The sequence below is a fragment of the Sphingomonas sp. BAUL-RG-20F-R05-02 genome (genome assembly GCF_022662305.1).
Taxonomy (GTDB): Bacteria; Pseudomonadota; Alphaproteobacteria; order Sphingomonadales; family Sphingomonadaceae; genus Sphingomonas.
In genome coordinates, this window is the sequence record NZ_JAKNQH010000001.1 from 966,122 (window position 1) to 986,241 (window position 20,120).

The following is a 20,120-nucleotide window of genomic DNA, read 5'->3' on the forward strand; positions in this document are numbered from 1 at the left end:
CGGCGATCTTGACGGTGACGGCGCAACCCTCTGCGCGTCGCCTCCCAAACCCAGGCGCGGCGCTTCAAAAGCTTCTGTTTGTTGCGGGGTCGCGATCGGCAGTGCATGCCGTTACGGATGGCAAGCGCGATCGCAACAGAGGCTTTTGAATGATTCTCGCCGGTTATAATCCGCTTTACTCGGTGGCGGGCCTCATGATCGGCATGCTGGTCGGCCTGACCGGGGTTGGCGGCGGATCGCTGATGACACCGCTGCTGGTGATCTTGTTCAACTTCCACCCGGTGACCGCGGTTGGCACCGACCTGCTTTACGCCTCCGCCACCAAAACCGTGGGTACGGGGGTTCATGGTCTCAACCGCACGGTCGATTGGCGCGTGGTACGCCTGCTTTCGATCGGGAGCATGCCCGCCACCATCATGACGTTGCTCGTGCTCGGTTTCGCCGGATCGCATTATCAGCAAACCGGCAAAGCCGTGACCGTAATCCTCGGCGTAACGCTGATCCTCACGGCGATCGCCATGGTGTTCCGCCGTGTGATTGTCGCTCGGTTCGCGCCGGTCATGGACCAGATCCAGCCCGGGCGCATCGCCGCGCTGACGATCAGCCTCGGCGTGTTGCTCGGGGTGCTGGTGGCGTTGACCTCGGTGGGTGCGGGCGCCATCGGCATGACGGCACTGCTGGCCTTGTACCCGAAGCTGCCGACCAACCGGCTCGTCGGATCGGACATCGCGCACGCGGTGCCGCTGACACTCATCGCCGGAATCGGTCACTGGCTGATGGGCGCGGTCGATTTCAGCCTGCTCGGCGCGCTGTTGGTCGGATCGGTGCCCGGCATCATTATCGGCAGTCTGCTGTCGACACGCGTACCGGACGGTGTGCTGCGCGCGATCCTGGCGGTGACGCTCATCATCGTTGGCGCCAAGCTGCTGTTCTAACACGGCGCGCCGTGGTAGCGCCCGGACCTGGCGCGGGGGCGGAGAGGTTCGTAACGATCATGCGCTTCCAACATCGCGCGGTGCCGATCGTACTGGCGGCCGTGTTGATCGACACGATCGGCTTCGGCATCGTCATGCCGGTATTGCCGACGCTGATCGTGCAGTTGAAGGGCGGCAGCCTCGCCGATGCGGCGCGAACCGGTGGCGCGCTGCTGATCGCGTTCGCCGCCGCGCAATTCTTCGCCGGCCCCATCTTCGGCAATCTTGGCGACCGGTTCGGGCGACGACCGGTGCTGCTGATGGCGATGGTGGCTTTCGCGATTGACTATGCGCTGATGGCGTTCGCGCCGACGATCGGCTGGCTGTTCCTTGGCCGCATTATCGCCGGCGTAGCGGGTGCGATCTACGGCCCCGCGAACGCCGTTCTGGCGGACGTGACGCCTCCGGAGAAGCGTGGCGAAACGTTCGGGCTGATGGGCGCGGCGTTCGGTACGGGCTTCATCATCGGCCCCGCGATCGGCGGGTTGCTCGCCGGCTTCGGGCCACGTGCGCCGTTTCTCGTCGCAGGAGCGCTCGCCGTGTTGAACGCGTGCTGGATGGCGGCCGCGATGCCGGAGACGCTCGAGGCCGCCGATCGTCGCCCGTTCGCGTGGCGGCGCGCGAATGCTTTCGGGGCGTTCAAACCGCTGTTCCACGCCGGCGGCGCCGCGCCCTTGCTGATCGTCGCGTTCTGCTGGCAGCTTGGCCAAATGGTCTATCCCGCAACCTGGGCATTCTGGTGCGAGATCCGCTTCGGCTGGAGCCCGCACCTGATCGGCCTGTCGCTCGCGGCTTCAGGCGTGACGATGGCGCTGACGCAGGTGTTCGTCACCGGACGCGCGATCCGCCGCTTCGGCGAGTTGGGCACGGTCATGATCGGCATTTCGGTGGCGGTCGCGACGTTCACCGCGATCACCTTCGCGACCACGGGGTGGATGGTCTTTGCACTGATCGCGCTTGGTTCGCTGACGGGACTGGTGTTTCCAGGCATCAACGCCTTGCTGTCGAACGGTGTGGACTCCGCCAATCAGGGCGCATTGCAAGGTGGCATGGCAAGCCTCGGCAGCGTGGCGGAGGTGATCGGGCCGCTGGTGATGACCCAAACGCTTGCGTTCGGAGCGGAGCATGGCGCGCCGGGCGCGGCGTTTCTGCTGGCGGCGGCGTTGGCGGCAGTGGCGCTCGCGGTGCTGTGGTGGGGTATCGTTCGGCTGAAGCGACCGACGGTGGCGCAATTTCATTAGGCGTGACGGCGTGCGCTGGTGATCGAGCCGCGGATGCTACGGCCTTGATCCGCTCACTGCGGGCTGGCCTTCGCACCGCTTGCCCGGCAGCGATCCGAGCAGAACTTCACGTTCTCCCAATCCCGCTCCCACTTCTTGCGCCACGCGAAGGGGCGCTCGCAGGCCACACAAAGTTTGGTTGGAAGATGAGCTTTCTTATGCGCCATGCCGCTCCAACGCGCGATCGCCCGATTGGGCGCCGACGACAAATTGCGACACTTATCCCCGCCCGCTGACACACCGACGGCACAGGCTTTGTCTAGACCATGCTCGACGATCCGGATCAGCCCGGGTTCAGCGATAAGGGACGACATACCATGAATAGGCTTTTCCTGGCCGCAGCGCTTTCCGGATCGGTGTTCGCCGGGGTGGCTGGCACGGCGGCGGTGGCGCAGCGCGGCGGTGGCATGATGGCGAGCGCGGATGCCAACGGCGACGGCATCATCACACATGAAGAATTCGCCGCTCAGGCGGCACAGCGGTTCCAGCGGATGGACGCCAACAACGACGGCAAGCTTTCCGGCGACGAACTGCGTGGCCGCATGGCGGAGCGCGCGCAGGGCGGCGTCATAACCAAGGCGCAGTTCATGGCCGACGCCGACGAACGCTTTCAGAAGATGGATGCCAATCACGACGGCCGCATCACGCAGGACGAAATGCAGGCGATGATGCAGGCGTTCCGGGATCGCCGCGAACAGAATGGCGGTCAGCCGGCCGGCGATCGCGCCATGGCCCCGCCCCCTGGCGGCCCACGTGGCGAGGAGCGGCTCGAACGGATCGACACCAATCACGACGGCCGGATCAGTCGCGAGGAGATGCGCGCGGCCTCCGACCGCCGCTTCGACAAGATGGACACCAACCACGACGGTTTCATCGATCAGGCGGAGATGAGCGCCGGTCGACCGCCGATGCGGGGTGGCGACATGCCACCGCCGGATGCAGGCGCACCGGATCGAGATGCCGGCCAGTAAACCCCCGACTGGTCAGGCCTGCCGGGCGGGTACTCCCCTGCCCGCCCGGCGAACTTGGCAGACTGGAGCATTATGCTAAGCCCCGATCCCATGGGTGACACGCCGCATCTCCTGCTCGTCGACGATGAGCGTTCGATCCGCGAACCGCTCGCGCAGTTTCTTACCAAGCAGGGTTTTCGCGTTACGCAGGCCGGCGACGCCGAAGGCGCGCGGATGCGGATGGCGGCGTATGCGATCGATCTCGTCATCCTCGACATCATGATGCCGGGCGAGGACGGGCTCAGCCTGTGCCGTCACATCCGCGCGACCGGCGACACGCCCGTGATCCTGCTCACCGCCAAGACGGAGGAGACAGACCGCATCGTTGGGTTGGAGATCGGCGCCGACGATTACGTGGTGAAACCGTTTTCCCCGCGCGAACTCACCGCGCGCATCAAGGTGATCCTGCGCCGCGCCGCCGCCGGTGGCGTGCGGCAACACGCCCCCGCCGCTGGGTCGTTCGCCTTTGCCGGATGGGTGCTGAAATCGGGCGAACGCGCGCTGGTCGATCACGACGGCGTGTCGGTGCCGCTGTCGACCGGCGAGTATAATCTACTCCACGCACTGGTGACGCGCCCGCGCCAGGTCCTCACCCGCGACCAGTTGCTCGATCTGACGCAGGGGCGCGAGGCGGCGGCGTTCGACCGCGCGATCGACAATCAGGTCAGCCGCCTGCGCCGCAAGATCGAAGAAGATCCCAAAAATCCCGAACTCATCAAGACGGTATGGGGCGGTGGCTACACACTGGCCGCGGAGGTTACTCGCCTTTGAGGTTCCGCCCGCGCCTGTGGCCGCGCAGCCTGTCGGGTCAGATGGCGCTTGTCATCGCGGTTGCGCTGTTCGTGGCGCAGGCGATCAACTTCGCGCTCATCCTTCAGGAACGTCAACGCGCGCGGATTGATGGTACCACCGGGCCGGTGGTCGCGCGCATCGCCGATGCGGTCGAGCGCAATACGTTCGCCAAGCCTACCCGCTTCGATCGTGGACGCGTGCGGAGTGCCGCCAGCTCGCCCGTGTCGCCGACGGGCGAGCATCGCCGAGACATCGAACAAAGTCTGCGGACTGCGCTTGGCGAAGCCGGTTTGAACGCCGGCCGTGTCGAGACGGAGGTGCACCGCTTCGTGCCCGACGACTTCCGGCTGCGCTACACCGGCAAGGAACGCCGCGAACGCTTCCGCCGTGCGGGCGGCGAATTGATGATCGCCGTCGAGCGGCCGGGCAAGGACTGGCTGGTGCTGTCGGTGCCGTGGTTCGGCGGCAACGACTGGATCTTCTGGCGGCTGATCTGGCAAACGGTGATTCTCTACATCGTCGTGCTCGTGCCAGTGCTGGTCGCCGCGCGGCAGATTTCTAAGCCGCTGCGCACACTCGCCTTTGCGGCGCGCGGATTTCGCCCCGGCGGATCGGTCGACGCGCTCGCTGAAGCCGGGCCGCAGGACGTGCGCGACGTGATCGCCGCATTCAATGCGTTACGGCTGCGGGTTACCGCCATGCTGGACGAGAAGGACCGGATGCTTGGGGCGATCGGGCACGATCTACGCACACCACTTGCGGCCTTGAGGGTTCGCATCGAATCGGTCGACGACGATACCGACCGGCTGCGCATGGCTGAGACCATCGCCGAGATGAATCGCATGCTCGACGATATCCTGTCGCTCGCCCGGCTGGGGCGGCCAAGCGAACCCCTTACCGAGGTCGATCTGGCCGCGCTGGTCGAGGCAGTGGTCGACGATTTCCTCGATCTCGGCGAAAATGTCGCGTTCGAGGAGCGCGCGCGGCTGCGGATGCGGCTGCGCCCGTCGCTGATGCGGCGGGCGTTGCGTAACCTCATCGAGAATGCGCTGAAGTACGGCAGCGAGGTGGACGTGCAGCTTGCCGAACAACCCGATCAGGTTCGCATCATCGTGTGCGATCGGGGGCCCGGCATCCCTGAGGATCGCCTGAACGACGTTTTCGAGGCGTTCACCCGCCTCGAAAACTCGCGCAACAAGGATACCGGAGGGATCGGGCTCGGCCTTGCGCTCGCGCGTGCGATCGTGCGCGAGGCGGGCGGAGACATCCTGCTCGCCAACCGGGTCGGCGGCGGATTGACGGCGACCATCACGCTGCGCCGCTAAGCGCCCCACGAGTCGCCATGCTGGCGGTTAGGAACGCCTGGGCGCGAAGCTGGCGGGATGGACTTCGAAACCGACGATCAGGCGGCGAGCGCACTCTTGTGGCGCGGGCCGGCCACACTGAAACTGTCGTCGAGCCGGTTCCGATCGGTGCGGCGGCGCAGCTTCTCGGCGATGACGCGGCCGATCAGTTCATGGTCGGCCCGGAAATAGATGACACCGTTCATAGCGGATACTCCCTCATGGCGATGGGCGAACCTCCTTACTCACCTCATCGCCGATACTGCACGTCTTAACGCTAAGACTGAGGTATTGTTCCACCTCCGATCCTCGATCGCGGCGAGCCGGGGGCGGGGTGACGAATGCTGCGCTGCATGATAAGCGCTGCGCCATGCTCAATATCAACGGTATCACGGTGCGCCTCGGTGGACGGACGATCCTCGACAATGCGTCCGCGGCGCTTCCCGGCAAGAGCCGCGTCGGGCTGATCGGCCGCAACGGCGCGGGCAAGTCGACACTGATGAAGGTGATGATCGGCTCGATCGACCCCGACAATGGCGAGATCGAGATGCCGCGCAAGACGCGCATCGGCTATCTCAAGCAGGACGCGCCGCAGGGCACCGCCACGCCGGTAGAAACCGTGCTCGCCGCCGATGTCGAACGCGCGTCGCTGCTGACCGAATCGGAAGCGTGCGAGGATGCCGACCGCCTCGGCGAAATCTACGAGCGGCTGGGCGCGATCGATGCCTATACCGCGCCGTCGCGCGCCTCCTCGATCCTGGTCGGGCTCGGCTTCGACGAGGAGATGCAGAACCGCCCGCTCGACAGCTATTCGGGCGGCTGGAAGATGCGCGTCGCGCTCGCCGCGCTGCTGTTCTCCGAGCCCGATCTGCTGCTGCTCGACGAACCGTCGAACCACCTCGACCTCGAAGCGACCTTGTGGCTCGAGAACTTCCTCAAGTCATACCCCAACATGATGGTCGTCATCAGCCACGAGCGCGATCTGCTCAACAACGTGGTCGACACGATCCTCCACGTCGAGGGCGGCCGCGTCGCGATGTACTCGGGCAATTACGACAGCTTCGAACGGCAACGCGCCGAACGCGCCGCGCAATTGGCGGCCGCGAAGGCGTCGCAGGACGCGCAGCGTGCGAAGCTGCAGGAATATATCGCCAAGAATTCGGCGCGCGCCTCCACCGCGAAACAGGCGCAGTCGCGCCAGAAGATGCTCGCTAAGATGCAGCCGATCGCATCGATGGCGGAAGACCCCACGCTGTCGTTCGAATTCCCCAGCCCCGACGAGCTGAAGCCGCCGCTCATCACGCTCGATATGGCGGCGGTCGGCTATAACGAGAAGCCGATCCTCCAGCGCCTCAACCTGCGGCTTGACCCCGATGATCGCGTCGCGCTGCTGGGGCGCAACGGCAACGGCAAGACCACGCTCGCCCGCCTGCTCGCCGCACAACTCGCCCCGCTCGATGGCGGGATGACTTCGAGCGGCAAGATGCGCGTCGGCTACTTCACCCAGTATCAGGTCGAGGAGCTTGACGGCAACGACACGCCGCTCGAAACCATGGTCCGCGTCATGCCCGGCAAGACCCCGGCGGCGGTACGCGCGCAGCTTGGCCGGTTCGGCTTCCAGGGCGACAAGGCGGTCACCAAAGTCGGCAAACTGTCGGGCGGCGAACGCGCCCGCCTCGCACTCGCGCTCATCACCCGCGACGCCCCGCACATGCTGATCCTCGACGAGCCGACCAACCACTTGGACGTCGATGCGCGCGAGGCGCTGGTGCAGGCATTGAACGCCTATGACGGCGCGGTCATCCTCGTCAGCCACGATCGCCACATGGTCGAACTCACCGCAGACCGGCTGGTGCTGGTCGATAACGGCACGGCACGCGAATATAACGGCAGCATGGAGGATTACATCGCCTTCGTGCTGGCGGGCGATCCCACCAGCGGCGAAGGTGCCAAGAAGGCCAAGCCGGTCGACAAGGCCGCCGACGAGGCCCGCCGTCAGGCCGACGCGCTCAAGAAGCGCGCACACGAGGCGGAGGCGCTCGTCGCCAAGCTCACCCGCCAGCGCGACGCGATCGACCGCGCGATCGCCGATCCATCCGCCGCCGAGCCGTGGCTGGCGCGGATGAACGAACATGCCCGCAAGAAGGAACACGCGACGGTTTCGAAGAAGCTGGAAGCCGCCGAGGCGGTGTGGTTCGAGATCAGTGAATCGCTGGAGGGGATCGCGGCGTAACACCCGCCTCCTTCTGGACGAACCTCCGGGAAACACGCATGACGGCCACTACCCCCCGCATCCTCGTCGATGGCGACGCCTGCCCGGTCAAGGACGAGATCTACAAGGTCGCCTACCGCCGTGCGGTACCGGTGGTGATCGTCAGCAACAGCCACTTCCGCATTCCCCAGCATCCGCTGGTCAGCCGCGTGGTGGTGTCGGACGGGTTCGACGCCGCCGACGACTGGATCGCCGAACAGGCGGATAGCGCGAGCGTCGTCGTCACCGCCGACATCCTGCTCGCCGATCGCGCGCTGAAGGCCGGCGCGACCGTGCTCGCCCCCACCGGCAAGCCGTTCACCGCCAGCTCGATCGGCGGGGCGATCGCCACCCGCGCGATCATGGCCGACCTGCGCGCCGGCGGCGACGTGATCGGCGGCCCAGCACCCTTCGCCAAGACCGACCGCTCGCGCTTTCTGCAAGCGCTCGACACCGCGCTAGTGAAGCTCGCCCGATGAGTGCCGATCTTGCCATCCGGACGCGCCGCGCCGCCTTCAACCGCGCGCTGGCGGAAGCGAACCTTGCCGCGATCGGACCTTTGCTGGCAGCGGACGTGATCCTCATTACCGGCACCGACAGCGCCGTCATCTCGGGTCGCAAGGCGCAGCTCGCGGCATGGAAACGCGAGTTCGCCGCGCCCTCGCGCACCATCTATACCCGCACGCCCGACACGGTCGTTGCCTCGTCCGTCGAACCGATCGCGCTCGAACATGGCCATTGGCAAGGCGCCGTTGCAGGAACCGTGGTGGCGTCCGGTGCCTACTCCGCCAAGTGGCGTGCGACAGCCGGTGCGTGGGTCTTGGAGGCGGAGATCTACCTCACGCTTGCCTGAGGTCGATATAGCCGAAGAGCTAGTCCGATCCCGTTGCGACGAGCGCGAAAAGCCTGCGGTCTGACATAGGTGCAAGAACAGGCGGCTACGGTGATCCCGCGAGCTTGCCGGAAAACATCGGCAACCGTTTTAATCAGGGTGTCTGGCGATGACAGGAAGACTGCGCCTTGCGGAGTACGCGGGCGGCAACTTGAACTTCACGCGCTGAACGCATCCCCGCTGCCCGGTGGCGCCCTCTGCCACGTGGGCGTTCATGAAGGCATCGCGCGCTACGGTACCGAACATTTCATCCGGTTCCGACAGAAGCACCTTTACGTTCCCGACCGCACCCCACGGTGCCGTGTCATAACCGACGATCGCCACCCCTTCGATCCGACGCCGCGCGAACGGCGTTGGATAAGCGCTTCCGTTTAGCAGGCCGGAGATCGACTTCGGGTCGACCATGCATCCGGGTTGATCTGCTGAACCGCCAGGTGCGTCGGCAGGCAAGTCGGGTGCAGGATGGTCGGTCACGTCCGACAGGTGGAAGTGGTACGTGCAGCCGCGGTAGCCAGGCCCGGGCGCATAGCGGTTCGCAAGCAAGGCATGACGCCCCGCTGCGTCCAGTTCTGCATCACCGGATGTTCCAAGAACACGCACATCGGCCGGCTTGCCGCGGGCATCAACGTCAAAGGCAAAGAACACCCAAGCGGGATCGCCGGAAATTGGCCGCATTTTTTCGAACGCCGGCAGGTTCAGCCGGCGGTATTGGCCCGGTTCCCGGGGGCAGGTTGATCCCGCAGGTCGCACCCGCTCGTACAGGCTTGGCGCGTTCCCCGCCGGCTCGGGCCGGCTTGCCAGTTCGTACAGGTCCGACATGGCCGCCGTTTCGATTGGATCACATGACGCTTTATAGCGAATGGAGCATCTGTCGTGTGGGGCGCCGGCAGGGAAACGCGAGGCGGCAAGCGAGGGCGCGAGATCGCTCGCGTCGAAATAATAGGTTGGTGGCGGAGTAGCATCGCGCCGGATCGTGCGCACGCGCCCTTGCCCATCGATTGCGAAATCGAACCGGTACGTCGGCGGCGGTGCCGCATCGGAAACGGAACCGTACCGCGTCCAGACCGTCGTCCGCGGCCGGACAAGATCACCAGTCGCGACGGGACCGTTAGCGCACAAGATTTGCTCAACCTTAAAAGAAACGATCTCCGCGCGAGAATAGCCCGGCAGTGTCGGTGGCGCAGGAACGCTGAGTGAGGCGAGCAACGCGACAAGCATGCCTTGATCTCCGATCAACGTAGCTCGAGTCGTCCCGCTACAGTTCGGAGTTTAGCGCGCGCATCGCCGCTCGTGAATGGCTTGAGATGGTGGATAGCTGCCGTTCGCTATTGCGGCGAGACGTGCGATCCGCGAGTCAGCGGCCCTATCGAGGCAGGTGAATTCGGCGCAGGCGAACTCAGGAGTTGGGGCTTGGGAAGCTTTAATGGCGCACAAGCGGCGTCTCTGCAGATCCCATCTCTGCTGCTCGATCTGGAGGCGCGACGAAGCACGCGAACCCTTTTTAGCATGGAGGTTTTTGAGCGTGAGCTGCAAACGGCGCTCTGTCTCGTCGTGGGCCGTTTCGGCGAGGCACAAAGTGTAAGGCCGCATGCCCTCGGGGGTCGGGTGCGTGCATTCCCGTGGCCCGATCTCAATTGGGCCTATTTGCCACGCATCCTCCGTTTTCGTGATGCCGGAACGGTAGGAACCTGCGGCCTGAGCATGAACTGAGGCCAACGACTGGATCAGGAGCAGCACGACAAGAGCGGATCGGATCATAATTACCTGTAGGCGAGAGTTATGCTCATCGGGCGATGTCGGAAAGCAGGCAGCATCAGTCGCCAAACAAACACGAACAATCATCATGGCACGTGCGCGCCGGCTGCAGCCCACTTTGCGCACGGCGCAAGACCGGATAGCATTGGCGCCATGGTTCCAGCTCTTTTCGTACTCGCAGCCGCCGCGCCAGCATCGCTCCCCATCCCCGCTCCGATCCTCACCACGCCGCAAGCGCGGGACACGCTATCCTTTGCGCAACCTGAAACGGCGCGCGTTACGCATGTCGATCTCGATCTCACCGCCGACTTCGCCACGCAGCGCCTGAGCGGCACCGCCACGCTCGACATTCTCGCCAAACCGGGTGCCGACCGGATCGTTCTGGACGACGACGGGCTCGTCATCGCCCGCATCACAGACACCGACGGCCGCGCGCTGCCCTATACCGTCGGCGCGAGCGTCGCGGAAAAAGGCGCGCCGCTCACCGTTCGCATCGGCGCGGCGCGGCGGATCGTCGTCACCTACACGTCCGCGCCGAAAGCGAGCGCGCTGCAATGGCTGCCGCCTGCGCTCACCGCCGGCAAGTCCAAGCCGTTCCTGTTCAGCCAGGGCGAGCCGACCAACAACCGGAGCTGGATCCCCACGCAGGACAGTCCCGGTATCCGGCAGAGCTGGTCCGCGCACATCACCGTCCCCGCCAGCATGATGGCGGTGATGAGCGCCAACCGCCTCACGCCTGAGGGCGAGCCTGCGGGCAAGGGTGAGAAGCGCTTCGCCTTCAACATGCCGCATGCTGTGCCGCCGTATCTGATCGCGCTCGCGGTCGGCGATCTCGCGTTCAAGCCGCTCGGTCCCACTACCGGAATCTATGCCGAACCCGCCACGCTGGCACGCGCCGCCGCCGAACTCGACGATACGCAGAAGATGGTGGCGGCGGCGAGTGCGCTGTACGGGCCGTATCGTTGGGGCCGCTACGACATCCTGATGCTGCCGCCGTCGTTTCCCTACGGCGGTATGGAGAACCCCACCCTCACCTTCGCTACGCCGACGATCCTGACCGGCGACAAGTCAAACGTCGACGTGATCGCCCACGAACTCGCGCATAGCTGGTCGGGCAATCTGGTCACCAACGCGACCTGGTCGGACGTCTGGCTGAACGAGGGTTTCACCACCTATTTCGAAAACCGCATCGACGAAGCGGTGTACGGAAAGGAGCGTGCGGCAACGCTGGCCGATCTGAGCTGGGATAACCTCCAACGGGATCTGAAGGGTGCCGGTGGACCGGATGCACCTTCGACACGCCTACATGGCGACCCGAACGGCACCTACGGCGAGCTCGATTACAACAAGGGCGCGACCTTCCTGCGCACCATCGAGTACCGCGTCGGACGGGCGAAATGGGACGCGTATCTGCGCAGCTATTTCGATCGTCACGCTTTCCAGCCGCAGACGACCGCCGGCTTCCTTGCCGATCTGCGCGCCAATCTGATCCACGGCGATGTCGCGCTGGAGAAGGACCTGCAACTCGACCGCTGGGCCTACCAACCGGGCCTGCCCGACAATGCCGTCCATGTCCGTTCAGCGACTCTCGCGGCGATCGACACAAAGCTCGCCGCGTTCGACGCCGGTGCGCCCGCGACGTCGCTCGATAGGTCGAAATGGAGTACGCAGGAGTGGCTGCGCTTCCTTAACGGGCTGCCGCGCAAGCAGTCGCCCGCCCGGCTCGCCGAAATGGATTCGGCGTGGGGCCTGTCCAGATCGCCCAGCGCCTATATCGGCTTTGCGTGGTTCAGCCTTGCGATCTCCAATCACTACGACCCGGTGGTGCCGGCCTTGGATCATTATCTCCACACGATCGGGCGCGGGCTGTTCGTGTTCCCACTGTACCGTGGGCTGATGGCGCAAGGCCCATGGGGTCAACCGATCGCTCGCCGCATCTTCGCGACCGCGCGCGCAACCTATCACCCGACGGTTGCCGCCGCACTCGACAGCATCATCACCAAACCGTCTTAATGAGACCCTGTTCATAACCGCCGCAGAACGTATCGTGGCGCTCTATTTGCGTACGCATAGCGAAGCCTGAAGGCGCCTCGGGCCTAGGCCACTTCAAGTCTTCGGCTTTGGTGCGGGCGGTCGGGGTCGAACCGACACTCCTTTCGGAACGGGATTTTGAGTCCCGCGCGTCTACCAATTTCACCACGCCCGCAAGGCAACCGGCTTAGCCGGACAGCGAAGCGCGGCCTATATGCAAAGCTGGCGCGGATTTCCAGAGCCAATCGAAAGATCGTGACGCTTACGTGCGTCATCGAGCGCGGCGGACGATCACCTCGCAATCATCGCTGAACTCATATTGTGCAACTGCGAACGCGATCTTCGCATTTGTCACGGCACCCTCGGCCGATCATATCGCCGGTGACGTTGCAATGCAGCAAACCCAGAGGTCTAAGATGTTCACGCTTGTCTACCTGCTGCTCTCGATGCGGAGCAAAACCATGGTCGATGCCCCTAGCGCCGCCAACGATGCCGAAGCGCGGCAGGTTGCCCGCGCGGCCTGAACGTCTGTCCGGGCGGCAGCTTTGGGTACCGGCAGGGCTGCAAGTATTTCGGCGCGGTTATCTAGCCGAAGTCCGAACGCCGTTCTGACAGCAGCAGAGTCGACGTAGCGGAGGCATACAGCTTGTCATCCGCCCCAAGCAGCTTCGCCTCGGTATAGGCGACCCGCTTGCCGAGCGACAATAACCGACCAACCGCGCGCACTTCACCAGACCGTGCGGTCAACGCGGCATGGTAGCTGATCTTGATCTCCAGCGTAACGCAATTCATCGCCACAGCGGTGGCGCTGCTTGCGGCGAGCCCGCAGGCGGAATCGAGCAGCGTTGCCGCAAACCCGCCGTGGACGATGCCAAGCGGGTTGTAATGCAATCCGCTCGGCGTAGCGGTAAAGACGACGTAGCCGTGCTCGACTTCGGCAAGGTCGATGTCGAGCAGTTCCATCATCGGCGGGCGTTCACCGGCCGCGATCATCGCGCGTATCTCGTCCAGCCCGCTCATGCACACGCCTCCCGATACTGCGCGATCAGCGTTGCGCACAGCGCGCGCGCCGGCTGTACCGCCTGCGCCGCGCCTACGCCGTGCCCCGCCGACCAGATCGACTTCCACGCGCGCGCTTCCTCGGCAAGCGAGAGGCCGCCATGCGCATCCGGCAGGGTCGCAGCGTCGAGGCTGGGCTTGAGGAAATTGGCGGCAACGCCGGTTACGCGGTCGGTATGGACGATATCGGCGGCGCGCGCGCCGATCATCATCGCCTTTTGCGCGTCGCTTGCCATGCTCTCCTCTGCCACGATGAAGTGGGAGCCGAGATAGGCGAGATCGGCGCCCATCATCCGCGCGGCGGCGATGTGCCGCCCCTCGGTAATCGCGCCTGCCAACGCGAGCGGTCCGTCGAAGAACGACCGGATTTCCGCCACCAAGGCGAACGGGCTGAGCGTGCCGGCATGACCACCCGCACCCGCGCACACCGCGATCAGCCCGTCCGCGCCGGCGGCGACTGCCTTTTCCGCATGGCGGACGTTGATGACGTCGTGCAGCACGATGCCGCCGTACGAATGCACCGCCGCGACGATATCAGGCACCGCGCCAAGAGAGGTGATGACCACCGGCACCTTGTGCCCGACGATGCGGGCAAGATCGGCCTCCTGCCGGACGTTGCTCTTGTGGACGATCAGATTGATGCCGAATGGCGAGGCCTCGGCGCCCAGCCGGCTCTCTATCGCGTCCAGCCAGCGTTCGAGATCGTCACCCGTCCGCGCGTTGAGCGCCGGAAACGTGCCGAGCAGCCCCGCCGAGCAGCACGCCACCACCAGTTCCACGCCAGAAACGAGGAACATCGGCGCGACGATCGCCGGGATGGCGAGCCGCTCGGTCAGTACTGCCGGCAGCGTCAGAACGCCTCCGCGTCGAGCGCCATCATCGATTTCTTGCCCGCCTTGATCTGGAGGAACAGGGCGGCGGTCTGCGGCAGGATGCGTTCGTAGAAGAACGTCGCGGTCTTGATCTTGGCGTCGTAGAACGCCTTGTCCTCCGCGCCGAACATCAGCTTCAGCGCCGACAGCTTGGTCGCCTTGGCATAGCAATAGGCGATCGCTACCAGCCCGAGCAGCCGCAGGTAATCGGTCGAGGCCGCACCCGCTTCCTCAGGGTCGGCGAGCCCGCGCTGCGCGATGGTGGCGGTGGAGAGCTGTAATGCGCCGAACGCCCGGGCGAGGCCGTCGACCATCGGCTTGAGCGGCCCCTCGCCACTATTCTCCTCGATGAACTGCGACACCGGATGGAAGAAGCTGCGCAGATACCGCCCGGTATGCGCGCCCAGCTTACGGCCGACCAGATCGAGCGCCTGAATGCCGTTGGTGCCTTCATAGATCATCGCGATCCGGGCATCGCGGGCATATTGCTCGACACCGCTCTCGCGAATGTAGCCGTGGCCGCCGTAGCATTGCACCGCGAGATGCGCGCTTTCGTGGCCGAGATCGGTGAACAGCGCCTTCACCACCGGCGTCATCAGCGCCACGAAATCCTCCGCGCGCTGCCGCACCTCCGGGTCGGGCGAATGTTTCTCCGCGTCGAGCGCGCGCGACACCCATGCCGACAACGCGCGGCACCCTTCGTTATACGCGCGCATCGTCATCAGCATGCGGCGCACGTCGGGATGGACGATGATCGGATCGGCGGGGCCGTCCGGGTTCTTGACGCCCGACAGCGCACGGCCCTGCAGCCGATCCTTCGCGTAATACACCGCCGCCTGATACGCCGCCTCACCGACGCCAAGCCCCTGAATGCCAACCGAGACGCGCTCGGTGTTCATCATTGTGAACATCGCGGCCATGCCCTTGTTCGGCTCGCCGACCAGCCAGCCGGTCGAATCCTCGAAATTCATCTGGCACGTCGCCGAGGCTTTGAGACCCATCTTGTGCTCGATATTGGCGCACAGCACGCCGTTCGACGGGCCGACCGAGCCATCGTCCTTGGGGAGATACTTCGGCACCAGGAAGAGGCTGATCCCCTTCACGCCCTTGGGCGCATCGGGCAGCCGCGCGAGCACGAGGTGGACGATGTTCTCGGTCAGGTCATGCTCACCCGCCGAGATGAAAATTTTCGAGCCGGTGATACGGTAGCTGCCGTCGTCCTGCGGCACCGCGCGGGTGCGCAACATGCCGAGATCGGTGCCGCAATGCGCTTCCGTCAGGCACATTGTGCCCGACCATTTGCCGCTGACCATATTGGGCAAATAGGCCTGTTTGAGGTCCTCGCTGGCATAGCCCATGATCGCCGTGGTCGCGCCGGCGGCAAGGCCGGGATACAGGCCGAACGAGAGGTTGGCCGAACAGCTCATCTCCTCGACCAGCTTGTTGAGCGCCTCGGGCAAGCCCTGCCCGCCCCACTGCGGATCGGCGGCGAGCGACGTCCAGCCGCTATCGGCGAACTGCTGGTACGCCTCCCTGAAGCCCTCGGGCGTTCGCACGACGCCGTTTTCGTAGTGGCAGCCCTCCTCATCGCCCGACCGGTTAAGCGGTGCGAGTATCTCGCGGCTGAACCGCGCGGCTTCCTCCAGCACGGCGTCGGTCAGATCGGGCGTAAACTCGGCGAGCGCGGGGATGTCCCCGAAGCCATCGTCGGTGTGCAGCTCGTTGAGGACGAAGCGCATGTCGCGCAGCGGGGCGTCATAGACTTGCATGGGTGCGGTCTCTCAATTGCGGAGCGGTTTGCCGGTGTCGAGAATATGCTCGATCCGCGCCTGCGTGCGGGGGTCGCGCACCAGCTTGGCGAAGGCCTTGCGTTCGAGCGCGAGCAGGTCGGCTTCGGTGACGGTATCGACCAGATCTGCCTCGCCGCCGGTCAGCACATCGGCGAGATAGCCCGAGACGACGCCGTCATACTCGGTGGCGAGGCCGCGCTTCTGGAAGCCCTTCACCGCCATGTCGAGCGCAGTGCGGCCGCTCGGCCCAGGCAGGCGGAACTCGGGTGGCTTGGGCGGCTGATAGCCATCGACCAGCGATAGTGCCTTGGCCTTGGCGTCGGCGAGCAGCCGGTCGCGGTTCATGGTGACGCCGTCGTTGGGCCGCAGGAAGCCGATCTCCTTCGCCTGCGCAGCGGATTTGGATACGGTCGCGGTTGAGACGGTTTCGAACACCTTGGCGACGGCGGGCATCGGCCCCTTCGGCATGCCGGCTGCGCTGCGGAGGCGGTCGATCATCTCGCCGCAGCCGCCCCAACCGGGGACGAGGCCAACGCCGCATTCGACCAGACCGGTATAGGTCTCGGCATGTGCCTGCACCGCATCGCTGTTGAGCAGGATCTCGCACCCCCCGCCCAGCGCCATGCCGAACGGCGCGCTCACCACCGGGAACGGTGCGTATTTCAGCGCCTTGTACGCCTCCTGACCACCGGCGACGAGCTTGTCGATCTCCCCCCACGCCGCGATGTTGAGCGCGAACATGGCGAGGCCGAGGTTGGCACCGGCCGAGAAGTTGCTGCCCTCATTGTAGATCACCAGCGCCTTGAACTTCTCAGACACGATCGGAATGGCGAGGCCGATCGCCTTCATCACCTCTCCGTCGAGCGCGTTCATCTTGCCGGCGAATTCGAGCGCGGCAACGCCGTCACCGACATCCCACAGCGCGGCGGAGCCGGTCTTGACCAGCGGCTTGGCGGTGAGCTTCACATCGGCGAGCAGGGTCACGCCCGCGGGGCGCACCACGTCGTGATAGTCGCCGTCGAGGCCGAGGAACTGGCGCTTGCCGTCCTCCACCCGGTAGAAGCTGCGCTCCCCCGCGAGGCCGAGGATCGGCGGCACCGGCTTGCCCTCTGCCGCCAGCCGCTCTGCGAGCTTGGCCGCGCCGATCTTATCGATCAACTCGAACGGGCCGTACGTCCAGTTGTAGCCGAGCTTCATCGCGGTATCGACGCCGATCACATCGTCCGCCGCGTCCGGCACGAGGCTGGCGGCATAGGAGAGCGTCGCGCCGAGGATCGCCCAGGCGTATGCACCGACCTTGCCCGGAACGCTCAGCAGCGCGGCGAGATCGCCTTTCGCCGCCGCGCCCGGCAGCGACGCCGGAGCGACGACCGGGCGGTATTCGCCGGTGGTGAGATCGATCGCTTCCTTGCGCTTGCCCGCCTCGCGGTTGAGCCGGTAGAAACCGCCCTTGCCCTTGCGGCCGGTATAGCCGTCGGCGATCATCCGCTCGATCAGCGGCGGGATCGCCGAGATCGCCTGATAGGGATCGTCCTTCGCGAGCGTCCCGGTCAGGCTCTTCTGCAGATGCGGCATCAGGTCGATGCCGACCAGATCGACCAGCCCGAACACGCCGGTCTTAGGCACGCCCATCGGCTTGCCGGCGATCGCATCAGCTTCCTCGACGGTGAGGCCGAGCTCGAACGCCGCGTTGATCGCCGCCTGGATCCAGAAGGTGCCGACGCGGTTGGCGATGAAGCCGGGGGTATCCTTGGCGTGGACGATGGTCTTGCCCATGCGGCGATCGGCGAAATCGGCGACACGCGCGACCAGCGCGGCATCGGTCTGCGGTGCCGAGACGATCTCAAGCAACCGCATGTAGCGCGGCGGATTAAAGAAGTGGGTGATGAGGAAATCGCGCGCGAAGGTCTCCGACCGGCCTTCGGTCAGGTGCGCGAGCGGGATGGTCGAGGTGTTCGACGACACCGCCGTGCCGGGGCGGCGCACCGCCTCGATCTTCTCGTAAAGAGCCTGTTTGAGGTCGATCCGCTCGACGATCGCCTCGACAATCCAGTCGCACTCGGCGACGCGGGCGAGATCATCCTCGATATTGCCGACCTCGACCAGCTTCGCCGCCGCCTTCGACATGAACGGTGCCGGCTCGGTCTTGAGCATCTTTGCCACCGCCCCCGCCGCGACTGCGTTGCGATCCTCCGCGTCGCGGACGATGTCGAGCAGAAGCACCGGCACCCCGGCATTGGCGACCTGCGCGGCGATGCCCGCACCCATCGTGCCCGCGCCGATCACGCAGACTTTTGCGATCGTGTCACTCATTCCACCGCCTCCAGCACGGTGGCGATGCCCTGCCCGCCGCCAATACACTGGGTGGCGAGCGCGTATTTGCCGCCCTCGCGGCTGAGCAGCGCCGCCGCCTTGCCAACGATACGCGCGCCGGTCGCGCCGAGTGGATGGCCGATCGCGATCGCGCCGCCGTCAAGATTGACCTTGGCCTGATCGAGCCCGAGATCGCCGATGCAGGCGAGTGCCTGACTGGCGAATGCCTCGTTGAGTTCCACCACGTCGAGCTGGCCAACCTCGACCCCCGCCCGCGCCAGCGCCTTGCGCGACGCCTCAACCGGACCGATCCCCATAATCTCGGGCGAGCAGCCCGACACCGCCACCGACTTGATCCGCGCGAGGATCGTCAGGCCGTTGGCGCGCGCATAGTCCTCGCTCGTCACCAGCACCGCGCTGGCGCCGTCGGTGAGCGGCGAGGCGGTGCCCGCCGTCACCGTGCCGTCCTGGCTGAACGCGGGCTTCAGCCCGGCGAGCGCCTCCGCCGTGGTGCGGGGGCGCGGCGTGCCGTCCTTGTCGACCACACCCGCCTTGGTGGTGATCGGTACGATCTCGGCGTCGAGCTTGCCCGCCGCGATCGCCGCCACCGCCTTGTCCTGACTCGTCACCGCGAACGCTTCCTGCTGGGCGCGCGTAATCTGATACTTGGTCGCGACGTTCTCGGCGGTGTCGCCCATGCCCATGTAGGCGTCGCTCTTCTTGGCAAGCGCGGGGTTGGGCAGCGGGTTGAAGCCCATCATCGGCACCCGGCTCATCGCCTCGACGCCCGCGCAGATGAACGCCTCGCCCGCACCAAGCTGGATCTGGCCGGCGGCGATGTGGATCGCGCTCATCGACGATCCGCAGAACCGGTTCACCGTCATGCCGCCGACCGACAGCGGCAGATCGGCAAGCAGCCCGACCAGCCGCGCGATGTTGAAGCCCTGCTCGCCCTCGGGAAAGGCACAGCCGAGGATGATATCCTCGATATCCTCCGCCTTCACGCCGGTGCGTTCGATCAGCCCGCGGATCACGCTCGCGGCGAGATCGTCCGGGCGGACCCGCGCCAGCGCACCCTTGTTCGCCAGATGAAAGGGAGAGCGGGCATAGCCCGCGATAACCACGTCGCGCATCGAACAGCCTCTCCAAAGGACGCGGGAATCACCGTCCCGCTCACCATCCCCTAATGGTGCGATAATTGACCTATACGTCAACTGATTTTTGCGGCAGACTGCGATTCGCGGATTTCGTAAACAGCGGAACCGTCTGCGCCAGCACGCCGGATCAACCGGTATCGCGATGGTCGAAGGAGAGAGGATGTTAGAGCTTTTGGCAGCAGCGGCGGCCTATACGGCCACCCCGGATGCGGCGATCGGTCGCTGGCAGACGCCGGTGCGGCACGGCGTCGTCGAGATCACGAAATGCGGCGCATCGATCTGCGGATCGCTGATGGATTCGGATGGCCTGCGCGCCGATCCGCACCTGAAGGACATCAAGAACAAGGATGCCGCGAAACGGTCGCGCGCGCTGAAGGGGCTGGTGATCCTCGAAGGCTTCGCGTGGAAATCCAACGCGTGGGCGGATGGCACGATCTACAACGCCGACGACGGCGGCACCTATACCGCCACGCTCACCCCGACGAGCGCCAACCAGATCAAGCTGAAAGGTTGCATCGTGTGGCCGCTGTGCAAGACGCAGGTTTGGACGCGGATCCGCTGATCCGAAGATCACGGACATAAGAAAAGACGTAGGATGGAG

Annotated in this window: 18 protein-coding genes and 1 tRNA gene; 10 read left to right on the forward strand and 9 right to left on the reverse strand. The window is 65.4% G+C overall.

The genetic code is table 11. The annotated features are described in order from the left end of the window. The first annotated feature begins 149 nt into the window (after positions 1 to 149). Positions 150 to 935: a sulfite exporter TauE/SafE family protein gene (locus L8F97_RS04620; protein WP_242146897.1), complete on the forward strand. Its 786-nt coding sequence runs from the start codon at positions 150 to 152 to the stop codon at positions 933 to 935. Positions 936 to 994: 59 nt separating this feature from the next. Further along, on the forward strand, positions 995 to 2,215 hold the full coding sequence (locus L8F97_RS04625) for an MFS transporter (protein WP_242146899.1): 1,221 nt from the start codon (positions 995 to 997) through the stop codon (positions 2,213 to 2,215). A gap of 53 nt (positions 2,216 to 2,268) precedes the next feature. On the opposite strand, the gene L8F97_RS04630 is transcribed toward L8F97_RS04625, so the two are convergent. Next, on the reverse strand, positions 2,269 to 2,421 hold the full coding sequence (locus L8F97_RS04630; protein ID WP_242146901.1) for a DUF2256 domain-containing protein: 153 nt from the start codon (positions 2,419 to 2,421) through the stop codon (positions 2,269 to 2,271). A 150-nt stretch (positions 2,422 to 2,571) separates the two neighbouring features. On the opposite strand from L8F97_RS04630, the gene L8F97_RS04635 reads away from it, so the two are divergent. From L8F97_RS04635 to L8F97_RS04645, 3 genes are all read left to right on the forward strand, one after another. Continuing rightward, entirely contained in the window at positions 2,572 to 3,225 is a 654-nt protein-coding gene (locus L8F97_RS04635) for an EF-hand domain-containing protein (protein WP_242146903.1), read from the forward strand. Between the two features lie 90 nt (positions 3,226 to 3,315). Next, positions 3,316 to 4,035 carry a response regulator gene (locus tag L8F97_RS04640; protein ID WP_242146905.1) on the forward strand — a complete coding sequence of 240 codons (720 nt, stop codon included), beginning with the start codon at positions 3,316 to 3,318 and terminating at the stop codon, positions 4,033 to 4,035. A gap of 41 nt (positions 4,036 to 4,076) precedes the next feature. Continuing rightward, on the forward strand, positions 4,077 to 5,381 hold the full coding sequence (locus L8F97_RS04645; RefSeq protein WP_242147180.1) for a sensor histidine kinase: 1,305 nt from the start codon (positions 4,077 to 4,079) through the stop codon (positions 5,379 to 5,381). Between the two features lie 77 nt (positions 5,382 to 5,458). On the opposite strand, the gene L8F97_RS04650 is transcribed toward L8F97_RS04645, so the two are convergent. Then, positions 5,459 to 5,605 carry a hypothetical protein gene (locus tag L8F97_RS04650; RefSeq protein ID WP_242146907.1) on the reverse strand — a complete coding sequence of 49 codons (147 nt, stop codon included), beginning with the start codon at positions 5,603 to 5,605 and terminating at the stop codon, positions 5,459 to 5,461. 164 nt (positions 5,606 to 5,769) lie between these two features. Between L8F97_RS04650 and L8F97_RS04655 the strand changes: the two genes are divergently transcribed. Genes L8F97_RS04655 through L8F97_RS04665 form a run of 3 tightly spaced genes read left to right on the forward strand, consistent with a single transcriptional unit; the run spans position 5,770 to position 8,503 of the window. Beyond that, complete coding sequence (locus tag L8F97_RS04655) at positions 5,770 to 7,632, forward strand: ABC-F family ATP-binding cassette domain-containing protein (protein ID WP_242146909.1); 1,863 nt, start codon at positions 5,770 to 5,772, stop codon at positions 7,630 to 7,632. A gap of 38 nt (positions 7,633 to 7,670) precedes the next feature. Continuing rightward, entirely contained in the window at positions 7,671 to 8,129 is a 459-nt protein-coding gene (locus L8F97_RS04660) for a YaiI/YqxD family protein (RefSeq protein ID WP_242146911.1), read from the forward strand. Then, complete coding sequence (locus tag L8F97_RS04665; RefSeq protein WP_242146913.1) at positions 8,126 to 8,503, forward strand: nuclear transport factor 2 family protein; 378 nt, start codon at positions 8,126 to 8,128, stop codon at positions 8,501 to 8,503. The genes L8F97_RS04660 and L8F97_RS04665 overlap by 4 nt, the downstream gene beginning before the upstream one ends. A 129-nt stretch (positions 8,504 to 8,632) precedes the next feature. Here the strand turns inward: L8F97_RS04665 and L8F97_RS04670 are convergent, their stop codons facing one another. Continuing rightward, positions 8,633 to 9,760 carry an energy transducer TonB gene (locus tag L8F97_RS04670; protein WP_242146915.1) on the reverse strand — a complete coding sequence of 376 codons (1,128 nt, stop codon included), beginning with the start codon at positions 9,758 to 9,760 and terminating at the stop codon, positions 8,633 to 8,635. Positions 9,761 to 10,450: 690 nt separating this feature from the next. Between L8F97_RS04670 and L8F97_RS04675 the strand changes: the two genes are divergently transcribed. Continuing rightward, positions 10,451 to 12,310 (forward strand): M1 family metallopeptidase, encoded by a 1,860-nt coding sequence (locus tag L8F97_RS04675; RefSeq protein WP_242146917.1) that lies wholly within the window; start codon positions 10,451 to 10,453, stop codon positions 12,308 to 12,310. A 108-nt stretch (positions 12,311 to 12,418) separates the two neighbouring features. Here L8F97_RS04675 and L8F97_RS04680 read toward each other — a convergent pair. The 6 genes from L8F97_RS04680 to L8F97_RS04705 all read right to left on the reverse strand — a co-directional run bounded on the left by L8F97_RS04680 (position 12,419) and on the right by L8F97_RS04705 (position 19,495). Continuing rightward, positions 12,419 to 12,503, reverse strand: a tRNA-Leu gene (locus tag L8F97_RS04680). A gap of 410 nt (positions 12,504 to 12,913) precedes the next feature. Beyond that, positions 12,914 to 13,348, reverse strand: coding sequence for a PaaI family thioesterase (locus L8F97_RS04685; protein ID WP_242146919.1), 435 nt, complete (start codon positions 13,346 to 13,348; stop codon positions 12,914 to 12,916). Next, positions 13,345 to 14,241 carry an NAD(P)H-dependent flavin oxidoreductase gene (locus L8F97_RS04690; RefSeq protein ID WP_242147182.1) on the reverse strand — a complete coding sequence of 299 codons (897 nt, stop codon included), beginning with the start codon at positions 14,239 to 14,241 and terminating at the stop codon, positions 13,345 to 13,347. The genes L8F97_RS04685 and L8F97_RS04690 overlap by 4 nt, the downstream gene beginning before the upstream one ends. Beyond that, the gene (locus L8F97_RS04695; protein WP_242146921.1) at positions 14,238 to 16,028 is read right to left on the reverse strand and encodes an acyl-CoA dehydrogenase C-terminal domain-containing protein; all 1,791 of its coding nucleotides are present in this window, start codon (positions 16,026 to 16,028) and stop codon (positions 14,238 to 14,240) included. The genes L8F97_RS04690 and L8F97_RS04695 overlap by 4 nt, the downstream gene beginning before the upstream one ends. Positions 16,029 to 16,040: 12 nt before the next feature. After that, positions 16,041 to 18,362 carry a 3-hydroxyacyl-CoA dehydrogenase NAD-binding domain-containing protein gene (locus tag L8F97_RS04700; protein ID WP_242146923.1) on the reverse strand — a complete coding sequence of 774 codons (2,322 nt, stop codon included), beginning with the start codon at positions 18,360 to 18,362 and terminating at the stop codon, positions 16,041 to 16,043. Then, on the reverse strand, positions 18,359 to 19,495 hold the full coding sequence (locus L8F97_RS04705; protein WP_242146925.1) for a thiolase family protein: 1,137 nt from the start codon (positions 19,493 to 19,495) through the stop codon (positions 18,359 to 18,361). Before L8F97_RS04705 ends, L8F97_RS04700 begins: the two co-directional genes overlap by 4 nt. Positions 19,496 to 19,679: 184 nt before the next feature. Between L8F97_RS04705 and L8F97_RS04710 the strand changes: the two genes are divergently transcribed. Beyond that, positions 19,680 to 20,081, forward strand: a complete 402-nt coding sequence (locus L8F97_RS04710) for a DUF2147 domain-containing protein (RefSeq protein ID WP_242146927.1) — start codon at positions 19,680 to 19,682, stop codon at positions 20,079 to 20,081. Positions 20,082 to 20,120: the final 39 nt, after the last annotated feature.

What these genes read in the sequence shown, in the direction of transcription:
- L8F97_RS04665 (WP_242146913.1), top strand. Translation starts at nt 8,126, where the DNA reads ATGAGTGCCGATCTTGCCATCCGGACGCGCCGCGCCGCCTTCAACCGC.
- L8F97_RS04695 (WP_242146921.1), bottom strand. Translation starts at nt 16,028, where the DNA reads ATGCAAGTCTATGACGCCCCGCTGCGCGACATGCGCTTCGTCCTCAAC.
- L8F97_RS04655 (WP_242146909.1), top strand. Translation starts at nt 5,770, where the DNA reads ATGCTCAATATCAACGGTATCACGGTGCGCCTCGGTGGACGGACGATC.
- L8F97_RS04640 (WP_242146905.1), top strand. Translation starts at nt 3,316, where the DNA reads ATGGGTGACACGCCGCATCTCCTGCTCGTCGACGATGAGCGTTCGATC.
- L8F97_RS04620 (WP_242146897.1), top strand. Translation starts at nt 150, where the DNA reads ATGATTCTCGCCGGTTATAATCCGCTTTACTCGGTGGCGGGCCTCATG.
- L8F97_RS04670 (WP_242146915.1), bottom strand. Translation starts at nt 9,760, where the DNA reads ATGCTTGTCGCGTTGCTCGCCTCACTCAGCGTTCCTGCGCCACCGACA.
- L8F97_RS04635 (WP_242146903.1), top strand. Translation starts at nt 2,572, where the DNA reads ATGAATAGGCTTTTCCTGGCCGCAGCGCTTTCCGGATCGGTGTTCGCC.
- L8F97_RS04625 (WP_242146899.1), top strand. Translation starts at nt 995, where the DNA reads ATGCGCTTCCAACATCGCGCGGTGCCGATCGTACTGGCGGCCGTGTTG.
- L8F97_RS04645 (WP_242147180.1), top strand. Translation starts at nt 4,077, where the DNA reads ATGGCGCTTGTCATCGCGGTTGCGCTGTTCGTGGCGCAGGCGATCAAC.
- L8F97_RS04650 (WP_242146907.1), bottom strand. Translation starts at nt 5,605, where the DNA reads ATGAACGGTGTCATCTATTTCCGGGCCGACCATGAACTGATCGGCCGC.
- L8F97_RS04660 (WP_242146911.1), top strand. Translation starts at nt 7,671, where the DNA reads ATGACGGCCACTACCCCCCGCATCCTCGTCGATGGCGACGCCTGCCCG.
- L8F97_RS04700 (WP_242146923.1), bottom strand. Translation starts at nt 18,362, where the DNA reads ATGAGTGACACGATCGCAAAAGTCTGCGTGATCGGCGCGGGCACGATG.
- L8F97_RS04710 (WP_242146927.1), top strand. Translation starts at nt 19,680, where the DNA reads ATGTTAGAGCTTTTGGCAGCAGCGGCGGCCTATACGGCCACCCCGGAT.
- L8F97_RS04630 (WP_242146901.1), bottom strand. Translation starts at nt 2,421, where the DNA reads ATGGCGCATAAGAAAGCTCATCTTCCAACCAAACTTTGTGTGGCCTGC.
- L8F97_RS04685 (WP_242146919.1), bottom strand. Translation starts at nt 13,348, where the DNA reads ATGAGCGGGCTGGACGAGATACGCGCGATGATCGCGGCCGGTGAACGC.
- L8F97_RS04675 (WP_242146917.1), top strand. Translation starts at nt 10,451, where the DNA reads ATGGTTCCAGCTCTTTTCGTACTCGCAGCCGCCGCGCCAGCATCGCTC.
- L8F97_RS04705 (WP_242146925.1), bottom strand. Translation starts at nt 19,495, where the DNA reads ATGCGCGACGTGGTTATCGCGGGCTATGCCCGCTCTCCCTTTCATCTG.